This is a genomic window from Microbispora sp. NPDC049633, from assembly GCF_040675265.1.
Taxonomy (GTDB): Bacteria; Actinomycetota; Actinomycetes; order Streptosporangiales; family Streptosporangiaceae; genus Microbispora; species Microbispora maris.
Genome location: NZ_JBFAOO010000230.1, coordinates 1 through 10,742, shown reverse-complemented (window position 1 = coordinate 10,742; position 10,742 = coordinate 1). Strand labels below are relative to the sequence as shown.

Below are 10,742 nucleotides of genomic sequence, written 5' to 3'. Positions count from 1 at the left end.
TCGGGCGGACGGGCCTTGCCCGTCCCGGCGGGCACGGGCTCGGACGGGCGCGCGCGGGACTCCCGCGCCGCCCAGGCCCGGGAGGCCGGTGCGCCGGCGAACCGGTCCGGTCAGGCGTCCGGGAGCGGGCCCGCGAACGGATCCGAGAAGGGGTCTGTGAACGGATCTGTGAATGGATCCGAGAAGGGGTCCGTGATCGGATCCGCCGGCAAGTCCGCGAACGGGTCCGGCGACGGGCACGTGAGCGGGCACGCGGCGGGCCGGGGCGCGAACCGGAAGATCCGGGCCGTCGCCGCCTCCGCGCGTCGCGCGTAACCGTCGCCGTCAGAAGAGGCCCACGCCGGTGTCCCCGTCAGGTTCTCCCTGGCGGGGACGCCGTCGTTCCGGGCGGCATGCGTCCGGGCGGAGGCGCCGTCAGCGGCTCTCCCGGCTCTGCCCGGACAACGTCTTGACCAGCTCGGTGAGGTGGGCGACCTGGGTCTCCAGCCCGCGTACGCGTGCCTCGAGCTCGGACAGGGTGGGGGCCTGGAAGCCGTCGGCGATCTGCCTGCTCATCGTTCCTCCCGAGCGGGACCGGCCGGGGGAGACCGGTGTAGGGGTGCAGGACGTGAGGGTCGTGCGGGACCTGATCTCTATTCCCCGAAAACGTGATTTGGCACCTCTTCTCCTGGGGGAATATGGAACGGTGAAGGTCGTCGTGCTGGCGGACACCCACGCGCCGCGGCGCTGGAAGTCCTGCCCGCCCCCGGTCGCCGAGCACCTGCGGAGGGCGGACCTGATCCTGCACGCCGGCGACGTCTGCACCGCGGACGTCCTGGTGGAACTGTCCGCGTACGCCCGGGTCCACGCGGTGCTCGGCAACAACGACGGACCGGACGTCGCGGCCTGGGGCGCCCCCGAGACGCTCGAACTCGACCTCGGCGGACTCCGGGTGGCGATGATCCACGACAGCGGACAGGCCGCCGGGCGGACCGGGCGGATGCGGCGCCGGTTCCCGGACGCCGATCTGGTCGTCTTCGGCCACTCGCACATCCCCATGGACGTGACCGGCGACGGGGTGCGGGTGTTCAACCCCGGCTCGCCCACCGACCGCCGCCGCCAGCCGCACGGCACCATCGGCGTCCTCGACGTCGAGGACGGCCTGCTGAGGCGCGCCGAGATCGTCCCCGTCACCTGACCTGCCTAAGGGCCGCACGGCGGGGCATGGGGCCGTTATGAGAGAGAACAGACCACAGCCCGACCCGCGTTCGCGGTTCGAGGACGAAGGCATTCCGGACCTGCAGGAGGGCACGCCCGGGCAGCAGTGGGCCGAGGACCCGCAGGAGATGCCGCTGCCCGGCGACCGGCCCCTGGGCCTCGACGAGTACGGCACCACGACCACGGAGATGCGCGAGGGCGAGTCCCACGACCTGCGCCTGTCCCGCGAGGAACCGGACCTGGACGTCCGGTTCGGCACGCAGACCGGGCCCGAGGGCCGCGGCGAGGAGAAGGCCGGGGAGGCCGGCGACGAGCTGCTCGACTCCTCCGAGGACGAGCTCGCCTACTCCTCCGGAGCCGAGGCCGACGTCCTCGGTGAGGGCGGCGACCAGCCGTACGAGGGGTACGGGACCGGCACCGGGGACGAGGCCGGCGGATACGGATCGGGCGACGCGGCGGACTACGCGACCGTCGATCCGGCCCAGCCGGGCAGGTACGGCACCGGCGAACCCGGCCGGGTCGGCCGGCTCGTCGATCCGGACGGCGGCATGGGCGTGGACACCGAGAAGGACCTGATCGCCGAGGATGTGGGGCCCGACCTCGGCGGCTACACGGCGGAGGAGCAGGCGATGCGCGTGGAAGACGAGACACCGTAGGGGGAGACGGCGGCGGCCGGGGGCCGGGCCGCCGCCGCGGGGCGCGAGCGGCGGAGAAGGAGCCGCGAAAGGACCTCACATTGGTTACGCTGCCTCGATGGCGGGAGTTGAGGAGCCGCGGCACGAATGGCGGGTGCCGCGCGGGATCGTTGCGCTGAAGGCCGGGGGCACCGTGCTGTGCGGTGTGCTGGCGGTCGCCGGCGACGGCGCGCAGCTCTTCCTCGCCGGCGTGGCGGCCCTGGGGATCGGCCTGCTGACCGGCCGCGACCTGGTCGCGCCGGTGCGGCTCGCGGCGGGGGAGGACGGGCTGGTCGTCTCCGGGATCGCCGGGCGGGAACGCATCTCCTGGAACGATGTGGACCGCATCCGGGTGGACTCCCACCGCCGCTACGGCCTCACGACCGAGCTGCTGGAGATCGACGCCGGTGAGCAGATCCATCTGTTCAGCCGCTTCGACCTCGGTGAGCCGGTCGTCGACGTGGCCGAGACGCTCATGCGGATGCGTCCCTGATCCGTACGCGCGCCGTCGCGGTGCGGGACGGTCGCGGTTTGGGAACGGTGCAAGCCTATCGCAAGCGCGGGGCCCTAAAGTCCGATCGTGTCACAAACCGCTCTCATCACCCTGATCCTTTCGGGTATCGGACTCCTCTTCGGCCTCATCGGCGGCGGCATCACGATGAACGCGCGGGAGTTCCGCCGCCGGGCGCAGCGCACCGCCGGCCTGGTCGTCGGGCTGCGGGCGAGCCGGTCCGGCGACGGGACCGTTTACTACCCCACGATTCGCTTCACCACGGTGTACGGCCAGCAGGTCGAGGCCGAGACCACCTACGGGAGCAACCCGCCGCCGGCCCGGCCGGGTGAGGAGGTCCTGGTGCTGTACGACCCGGCCAAGCCGACGCGGATCCGGATCGACAGCGCGGCGGGCAGTGGAACGCTCCTCGGCGGCATCTTCCTCGCCGTCGGCATCGTGCTGTTCGCCGCGGGGGCGGGGGTGGCGCTGGTCCAGACGTTCTGAGCCGCGGCGTCCCCGCCCCCTCGGGGCGCCGTCATCCGGTGGCGCAGGCCGTCCCGTTGAGCGTGAACGCGGCGGGGGCGGCGTTGGCGCCGCTGTAGGACCCCTGGAAGCCGAAGCTCGCCGTGCCGCCGCCCGCGCCGATGGTCCCGTTCCAGGTGGCGTTGGACGCGGTGACCTGCTGGCCCGACTGGGTGACCGTCGAGTTCCAGTAGCCGGTGACCTTCTGGTTGCCGGCGTAGGTCCACTGGAGCCGCCACCCGTCGACCGGGCTCGACGACCTGTTGGTGATCGTCACGTCCGCGGTGAACCCGCTGCCCCAGTCGTTCACCTTGTACGTCACCACGCACCCGCCGGACGGCGCCGACGGGCTGGCGCTGGGCGACGGGCTCGGCGACGGGGACGGGGACGGGGAGGGCGAAGGCGACGGGCTGGGCGACGGAGAGGGCGACGGGGACGGGCTGGAGCCCGTGTACGTCAGCCCGAAGCCGTACTCGAACAGCGCCTGCTTGCCGTCTCCCGCGTTGATCGGCTGCTGGTCGGCGCTGCGCATCCAGGTCATCGGCAGCTTCGCCGTGGGGGCGTGATCGCCGAACAGCACGTCGGCCACGCCGCGGCCCTCGGTGCCCGGCAGCCAGGCCGCCACCAGCGCGTTCCACTGGTCGAGCTGACCGGCGATGTCCAGTGGCCGGCCGGAGACGAGCACGACCACCAGCGGCACGCCGGACGCCTTGAGCCGCTGCAGCGTGGCCAGGTCGGTCGAGTCCAGGCCCATCGACCCGGTCCGGTCGCCCTGTCCCTCCGCGTACGGCGTCTCGCCCACGACGGCGATCGCCGCGCGGTAGGACGAGTCGATGCCGCTGCCGTCGCGGTTGTAGGTGACCTGCGTGCCGGAGCCGACGGCGTCGCGGATGCCCTGCAGGATGGTGGTGCCGGTGGTGGTGCTCCCGGACGAGCCCTGCCAGCTGATCGTCCAGCCGCCGCTCTGGTTGCCGATGTCGTCGGCGCTCTTGCCGGCCACGAAGATCTTGCCGCCGCTCTTGCCGAGCGGGAGCACGTTGCCCGCGTTCTTCAGCAGGACCAGCGACTTGCGTACGGCCTCGCGGGCCACGGCGCGGTGCGCCGCGCTGCCCACGGTGGAGGTATAGGAGCGGTCGGTCAGCGGCTTCTCGAACAGTCCCAGCTTGAACTTCTCGGTCAGGATGCGCCGGTTGGCGTCGTCGATCCGCGACATCGCGATGCGCCCGGCCTGCACCTCCTGCTTGAGCAGCGAGACGAATTTCTTGTAGTCGGTCGGCACCATGACCATGTCGACGCCCGCGTTGATCGAGGTGGTGATCTCGCTCGCGGTGAAGCCGGTCTGGCCGTCGAGCTGGTCGATGCCCGCCCAGTCGCTCACCACGAAGCCGGTGAAGCCGAGCTCGCCCTTCAGCACGTCCGTGATCAGGTACTTGTTGCCGTGCATCCTGGCGCCGTTCCAGCTGCTGTAGCTGACCATCACGCTGCCCACGCCGCGCTGCACGGCGGCCTTGAACGGCGCGAGGTGGATCGCGCGCAGGTCGGCCTCGCTCAGCTCGGTGTTGCCCTGGTCCCTGCCGCCCGTGGTGCCGCCGTCGCCCACGTAGTGCTTTGCGGTGGCGAGGATGGAGGCGTTCCCGGCCTTCTGGAAGCCGTCCACGATCGTCGTCATCTGGGTGACGAGCTGCGGGTCCTCGCCGAAGGACTCGTACGTCCGGCCCCAGCGGTCGTTGCGGGCCACGCACAGGCAGGGCGCGAAGGTCCAGTCGATTCCGGTGCCCGACACCTCCTCGGCCGTCGCCCGCCCGACCCGCTCCGCCAGGTCGGGATCGCGGGCCGCCCCCAGCCCGATGTTGTGCGGGAAGATCGTGGCGCCCACGACGTTGTTGTGGCCGTGCACGGCGTCGACCCCGTAGATCATCGGAATGCCGAGCGGGGTGGACAGCGCCTGCCGCTGGAAGTTGTCGTACATGTCGGCCCAGGACGAGGCGGTGTTCGGCGAGGGCGCCGAGCCGCCGCCGGACAGGATCGAGCCGAGCCGGTACGTCGCGACGTCGGAGATCGTCGTCAGGGCAGACCGGTCGGCCTGGGTCATCTGCCCGACCTTGTCGTCCAGCGACATCCTGGACAGCAGGTCGTCCACCCGCGCCGCCACCGGAAGGGCCGGATCCTTGTACGGCGCGTCCGCCGCCCGCGCGGCTTCGCGATCGGCGGTGAAGACGACGCTCAGCGCCGCGGCGAGCAGCGCCACGAGCGTGGCGACCCAGACGGGCCTCAGCCGGGATGTCATGGTTCCTCCCTCGAAATTCCTGCCGACCGTAGGAATCGGCGGGAATTCGGGTCAATCGACACGACTCCCGGACAGTCGCCACCAGCCACGCACGAGGAAACTTTCACGCCGCGCGGCCCGGCTTCCGCCGCGGGCGGATCCGCTGCGAGCGAAGATCACGCGGACGGGCGGCGCGATCGCTCTAACGTCGCCACATGGACGTCGTGCGACTGCTTCCCCACCTCTACTTCCTGCGCTTCCCCGTGGGCCACGTCTACCTGTGGCGCGACCCGGACGGCCTCACGCTGATCGACTCCGGGCTGCCCGGCTCCGCGCCGCTCATCGAGCAGGCCGTCCGATCGCTCGGGCAGGCCCCGTCCGACGTGCGGCGGCTGGTGCTGACCCACTTCCACGAGGACCACACCGGCTCGGCCGCCGAGGTCGCGTCCTGGGGTGACGTCACCGTGTACGCCCACCGCGACGACGCGCCGTACATCCGGGGCGAGGCCGCGGGGCCCCCGCCGATCCTGTCGGGCTGGGAGCGGGAGCTGTGGGACAGGGTGCACGAGGGCATGCCGCAGGTGCCCGCGCCGCCCGTGCGCGTCGACCGCGAGCTGGACGACGGCGACACACTGGACTTCGGCGGCGGGGCGCACGTGCTCGCCGTCCCCGGTCACACTCCGGGCAGCCTCGCGCTCCACCTGCCGGAGGCGGGGGTGCTGTTCACCGGCGACACGATCGCGCGGACCCCCGACGGGCAGGTCATCCTCGGCGTGTTCAACGCCGACCCGGCCGGCGCGGTCGCCTCCTTCGCGCGGCAGGCGGCCCTCGACGTCGAGATCGCCTGCTTCGGGCACGGCGAGCCCGTCACCGAGGGCGCCTCCGGCCTTCTCGGGGAGGCCCCGGCCCGCCTCAGCGGATGAAGCCCGTCAGCTCCTCGGCGAACTCGATCTGCGGCTCGGCGACGAGCAGCTCCCCGAACCGGGCCACCAGACCCGAGACGTACGGCGTGGCGAAGTGGGCCTCGCGGGCGTCGTCGTCGACGTACTTCTCGTAGATGATGAACTTGTCCGAGCCCTGCCGGTGGAGCACGAAGGCCAGGGCGCCCTTCTCGTCGCGGGTGGCGGCGGCGATGCCGCGCACGGCCGCCTCCACCTCGTCCGCGTGCTCGGGCTTGGCCTGCAGGATCGCCACGCACACCGACATCGTCGGGTCTCCTCTCGGGCGGGACGGCTGATCGCTGATCATGGTCAGCGTACGGCACCGTCCCCGGCGGCGCGCCTTGCGAAGATCACATGGGTGAGGCCCGCGCGGGCGGGGGATGTCTCGACCGTCACCTGTCCCCCCAGCGGCCGCCGTGGGGAGCCGCAGTTAGGGGTGCGCATGCGCGTCACCGCCGTCGAGTCCACCGAGCTGTTCGTCCGTCCGGCCGCCGGCGAGGGCCCGTGCCAGGTGGTCCGGGTCGTGCTCGGCGAGGTGCCGGACGACGCGTCCCCGGTGGTCGAGGTCACCGGCCCGGGGGTGCGGGGCGAGCACGGGGCGGACGGAGGTCCCCCCGGCATGGTGGTGGGGGTGCCCGTGGTCGTCGAGGTCCCCGTGGCCGTCGAGGTCCCCGTGGCCGTCGAGGTCCCCGTGGCCGTCGAGGTCCCCGTGGAGGTCGCCGCGCCCGCCGCCGTCCCGGGCGCACGCGTCCCGATCACCGTGCGGGCCGCCGCCGGCCGGGAGCGGTGCACGGCCGAGGGGGAGTTGCTCGTGTCCGAGCCGGGCTGGACGGTCTGGATGATCCCCCACTTCCACTACGACCCCGTGTGGTGGAACACCCAGGCCGCCTACACCGCCACCTGGGACCACGCGGGCGGTGCGGCACAGGCGAACCGGCAGGAGTTCCAGCACGCGGGGTTCGACCTCGTCCGGCTTCACCTGGAGACCGCCAGGAGGGAGCCGGGCTACACGTTCGTGCTCGCCGAGGTCGACTACCTGAAGCCGTACTGGAACGCCCACCCCGAGGACCGGGCCTACCTGCGCCGCCTGCTCGCCGAGCGCCGGTTGGAGATCATGGGCGGCACGTACAACGAGCCGAACACCAACCTGACCGGGCCCGAGGCGACGATCCGCAACATCGTCCACGGGATCGGGTTCCAGCGCGACGTGCTCGGCGGCGATCCGGCGACGGCCTGGCAGCTCGACGCGTTCGGGCACGATCCGCAGTTCCCCGGGCTCGCCGCCGAGGCGGGGCTGACCTCCAGCTCGTGGGCGCGCGGGCCGTACCACCAGTGGGGCCCGATGCTCGCCGGCGGCGGCTGGGGCGACCCGTCGGTGATGCAGTTCCCCTCCGAGTTCGAGTGGGTGTCGCCGTCGGGGCGCGGGGTGACCACCCACTACATGCCGGCCCACTACAGCGCCGGGTGGTGGATGGACTCCGCGCCGACGCTGGAGCAGGCCGAGGCCGCGGTCTACGAGCTGTTCACGCTGCTCAAGAAGGTCGCCGCGACCCGCAACGTGCTGCTGCCCGTCGGCACCGACTACACCCCGCCCAACAAGTGGGTCATGGAGATCCAGCGTGACTGGAACCGCCGCTACGTCTCGCCCCGGTTCGTCTGCGGGCTGCCTCGGCAGTTCTTCGCCGCCGTGCGGGAGGAGGGCGTCCGCCTGACGCCGCAGACGCGGGACATGAACCCGGTCTACACCGGCAAGGACGTGTCGTACATCGACACCAAACAGGCCCAGCGGCACGCCGAGACGCGGCTCGCCGACGCCGAGAAGTTCGCCGCCGTCGCCACCGCGACCCTCGGCGCGCCCTACCCGCATGCCGCCCTCGACAAGGCCTGGCGGCAGATCGCGTACGGCGCGCACCACGACGGCATCACCGGATCGGAGTCCGACCAGGTCTACCTGGACCTGATGACGGGCTGGCGGGAGGCCTGGGACCTGGGCGGCCGCATCCTCGACGCGTCGCTGCGCCGCCTCGGCGAGGACCTGACTGGCGTCGCCGTCTGGAACCCCTCCTCCTGGCCCAGGACCGACCTCGTCCGCGTACGGCTGACGCTGCCCGAGCCGGGGGCGTACGGCGTGCGGCTCGAGTCCGGCGACGGGTTGCTGCTGGAGCATCCCGAGCGGCACCCTGACGGCAGTCTCGCCGCCGTGGACGCGGTCTTCGTCGCCGCCGCCGTGCCCGCGCTCGGATACCGGACGTTCCGGCTGCTGCCCACCGCCGAGCCCGCCCCGGTCGGCTGGACGGTACGCGAGGGGACGTGGATCGAGAACGCCACGCACGCGGTGGAGGTCGACCCCGAGCGCGGCGGGACGGTGTCGAGCCTCACGGTCGAGGGCCGCGAGCTGCTGCAGCGGGGGCGGACGGGCAACGAGCTGCTCGTCTACGACGAGCACTCCGCGCATCCGCGTTTCGGCGAGGGCCCCTGGCACCTGGTGCCGAGCGGCGGGGTGACGGGGTCGGCCGGGGCCCCGGCGGAGGTGACCGTCGCCGAGTGCCCGGCCGGCCGGCGGATCACGGTCACCGGCACGATCGGGCCCGTCGCCTACACACAGGAGATCACCCTGTGGGACGGGCTGCCGCGGGTGGACCTCACCACTCACGTGGACGAGTTCCACGGCTCCGACGTGCTGCTCCGGCTGCGCTGGCCGGTACGCGTGCCGGGGGCGCTGCCGGTCAGCGAGGTCGCCGGCGCCGTCGTCGGGCGCGGGTTCGGCCTGATCGACGTGGACTCCGCGGAGCACCCCTGGACGCTGGACAACCCCGCGCACAACTGGTTCGCGCTGTCGTCCACCGCCCGCGTCGTGCTGCGCTCGCCCGCCGGACGGCCCCTCGGCGCGCGGGCGATCGGCGTCGCCGAGATCGTCGCGCCGCCCGGTGACGCCGCGGCGGGGCTGAAGGACCTGGCCGTGGCGCTCGTCCGGCAGGGGGTCACCTCGACGTGCTCCACCGGGCCCGGCCCCCGGTACGGCGACCTCGCCGTGGACTCCAACCTGCCCGACGTGCGCATCGCGGTCGGCACTCCCGAGGAGAATCCGTTCGTCGCCGCGCTGCTGGACGACGCGGAGGCCGCTGAACTGCGCGCGCGTCTCGCCGCTGAAGGCCGAGCCCGTCTGTGGGTGTCGGCGGACGAGCCGCTGGAGAAGGTGTGGGTGCCGGGCGCGGACCTGACCGGCCTCCGCGACCTTCCCGTCCTCGTGGTCTGTGGCGAGGGGGCGGTCGAGGAGCTGGTCGCGGACCTCGCCGACGCGGCCGTGGAGGTGGTGACGGAGTCCGAGCCCGGCACCTGTCTCGACGACTACACGATCGGGCTGATCAACCGGGGTGTCCCGGGCTTCGCGGTCGATCCGTCGGGGGCGCTGCACGTGTCGCTCATGCGGTCGTGCACCGGCTGGCCGTCCGGCGTGTGGATCGACCCGCCGCGCCGCACCGCGCCCGACGGCTCGAACTTCCAGCTCCAGCACTGGACGCACACGTTCGAGTGCTCCCTGGCGGCCGCCCCCGGCGACTGGCGCGCGGCCGATCTCGTACGGCTCGGCCACGACGTCAACCACCCGCTGCTCGCGACCGTGGGGGAGGACGGGCCGGCGGGGGAGCGGTCGTTCCTGGAGACGGGCCCCGGCCTGGTCCTCACCGCGCTCAAGGCGGCCGGGAACCCGATCGCCTCGGGCCGCACGCCCGGCCCGGTGACCGCGCTGACCGCCCGCGTGTACGAGGCCGGCGGCCGGACCGTCCCGCTGTCGGTCGCCACGACGCTGCCCCTGGGAGCGTGGCGGCGGGCCGGCCTGCTGGAGAACGTCACCGGTGACACCCCCGGCGCGCTCGCCGGCATGGAGATCGTCACGCTGGTCGCTCCGCTCCGTCCCGGGCCGCCCGCGGACGGCGCGAAGACGGACGGCGCGGGGACGGACGGCGAGACCGTGCGCGAGGTGCCGGAGGTGCCGGAGGTGCCGGGGATCGAGCCGTACCAGCCGGTCCACACGCGCTACTGGCTGGACAACACCGGGCCCGCGCCGATGGGCGATCTGCCGGTCGCCGTTCACCTGTCCCCGTCCGACGTGGACGTCGGGGGGCCGGTCGACCTGACGCTGACCATCGCCTCCGCCCTCACGGAGGACCGGGCGGAGGGCGTGGTCACGCTCATCGCCCCCGAGGGCTGGTCGGTGGCGCCCGCCGTCCGGCCGTACGTGCTGCCTCCGGGAGGCCACGCCACCGTGCCGGTGCGGCTCACCCCGCCTCCCGGCGCCGAGGGAGGCCTTCACCTGCTCGCCGCGCGCACCGAGTCCAGCGGCCAGACGTACGAGGACGTGACCCGGCTGCACGTGTTCCGGCCGGGGGAGGGCGGACGGCGGTCGCCGGGGCCGGAGGTGACGCTGGAGGGTCTCGGTCACCCGCCTCACCTGCGGCTGACGCCCGGCGAACGGGCGGAGATCGTCGTCCGGCTGAGCTCGGAGGCGCGGTCGCCGGTTTCCGCGCGGGCGCAGCTCGTCAGCCCCTGGCAGACGTTCGGGATGTTCCCCGAGTGGAACACCGGCGTTGTCGTGCCGCCCGAGGGCGAGGCGGAGGTGTGCTTCCCGGTGCGCGTGCCGCCGGGCGTCC

10 protein-coding genes are annotated in these 10,742 nt (G+C 73.1%); 7 read left to right on the top strand and 3 right to left on the bottom strand.

The window, feature by feature from the left end; genetic code table 11:
• Positions 1–192: 192 nt before the first annotated feature.
• A complete protein-coding gene (locus tag AB0J39_RS34580) occupies positions 193–315 on the top strand; it encodes a hypothetical protein (protein ID WP_363472507.1) in 123 nt (40 codons plus the stop codon).
• A gap of 99 nt (positions 316–414) precedes the next feature.
• Here AB0J39_RS34580 and AB0J39_RS34575 read toward each other — a convergent pair whose 3' ends face one another.
• Positions 415–555, bottom strand: coding sequence for a hypothetical protein (locus AB0J39_RS34575; protein WP_185949415.1), 141 nt, complete (start codon positions 553–555; stop codon positions 415–417).
• 130 nt (positions 556–685) lie between these two features.
• Between AB0J39_RS34575 and AB0J39_RS34570 the strand changes: the two genes are divergently transcribed.
• The 4 genes from AB0J39_RS34570 (at position 686) to AB0J39_RS34555 (ending at position 2,868) form a co-directional block, all read left to right on the top strand.
• Entirely contained in the window at positions 686–1,177 is a 492-nt protein-coding gene (locus AB0J39_RS34570; protein WP_363472504.1) for a metallophosphoesterase family protein, read from the top strand.
• A 37-nt stretch (positions 1,178–1,214) separates the two neighbouring features.
• A complete protein-coding gene (locus tag AB0J39_RS34565; RefSeq protein WP_363472502.1) occupies positions 1,215–1,853 on the top strand; it encodes a DUF5709 domain-containing protein in 639 nt (212 codons plus the stop codon).
• A gap of 97 nt (positions 1,854–1,950) precedes the next feature.
• Positions 1,951–2,364 carry a PH domain-containing protein gene (locus tag AB0J39_RS34560; RefSeq protein ID WP_363472499.1) on the top strand — a complete coding sequence of 138 codons (414 nt, stop codon included), beginning with the start codon at positions 1,951–1,953 and terminating at the stop codon, positions 2,362–2,364.
• An 87-nt stretch (positions 2,365–2,451) separates the two neighbouring features.
• On the top strand, positions 2,452–2,868 hold the full coding sequence (locus AB0J39_RS34555) for a DUF3592 domain-containing protein (protein WP_363472497.1): 417 nt from the start codon (positions 2,452–2,454) through the stop codon (positions 2,866–2,868).
• A gap of 31 nt (positions 2,869–2,899) precedes the next feature.
• Here AB0J39_RS34555 and AB0J39_RS34550 read toward each other — a convergent pair whose 3' ends face one another.
• The gene (locus tag AB0J39_RS34550) at positions 2,900–5,173 is read right to left on the bottom strand and encodes a glycoside hydrolase family 3 N-terminal domain-containing protein (RefSeq protein WP_363472495.1); all 2,274 of its coding nucleotides are present in this window, start codon (positions 5,171–5,173) and stop codon (positions 2,900–2,902) included.
• Positions 5,174–5,367: 194 nt separating this feature from the next.
• Between AB0J39_RS34550 and AB0J39_RS34545 the strand changes: the two genes are divergently transcribed.
• Positions 5,368–6,075: an MBL fold metallo-hydrolase gene (locus tag AB0J39_RS34545; RefSeq protein ID WP_363472493.1), complete on the top strand. Its 708-nt coding sequence runs from the start codon at positions 5,368–5,370 to the stop codon at positions 6,073–6,075.
• Here AB0J39_RS34545 and AB0J39_RS34540 read toward each other — a convergent pair.
• Positions 6,065–6,358, bottom strand: a complete 294-nt coding sequence (locus AB0J39_RS34540) for a putative quinol monooxygenase (protein ID WP_363472491.1) — start codon at positions 6,356–6,358, stop codon at positions 6,065–6,067. The genes AB0J39_RS34545 and AB0J39_RS34540 overlap by 11 nt on opposite strands.
• A gap of 177 nt (positions 6,359–6,535) precedes the next feature.
• On the opposite strand from AB0J39_RS34540, the gene AB0J39_RS34535 reads away from it, so the two are divergent.
• On the top strand, positions 6,536–10,742 hold a 4,207-nt coding region (locus AB0J39_RS34535; protein WP_363472489.1), incomplete at its 3' end, for an NEW3 domain-containing protein.

Bases quoted from the DNA above. Each gene is read 5' to 3' on its own strand.
- AB0J39_RS34575 (WP_185949415.1), bottom strand. From the start codon at position 555: ATGAGCAGGCAGATCGCCGACGGCTTCCAGGCCCCCACCCTGTCCGAG.
- AB0J39_RS34565 (WP_363472502.1), top strand. From the start codon at position 1,215: ATGAGAGAGAACAGACCACAGCCCGACCCGCGTTCGCGGTTCGAGGAC.
- AB0J39_RS34560 (WP_363472499.1), top strand. From the start codon at position 1,951: ATGGCGGGAGTTGAGGAGCCGCGGCACGAATGGCGGGTGCCGCGCGGG.
- AB0J39_RS34550 (WP_363472495.1), bottom strand. From the start codon at position 5,173: ATGACATCCCGGCTGAGGCCCGTCTGGGTCGCCACGCTCGTGGCGCTG.
- AB0J39_RS34545 (WP_363472493.1), top strand. From the start codon at position 5,368: ATGGACGTCGTGCGACTGCTTCCCCACCTCTACTTCCTGCGCTTCCCC.
- AB0J39_RS34540 (WP_363472491.1), bottom strand. From the start codon at position 6,358: ATGTCGGTGTGCGTGGCGATCCTGCAGGCCAAGCCCGAGCACGCGGAC.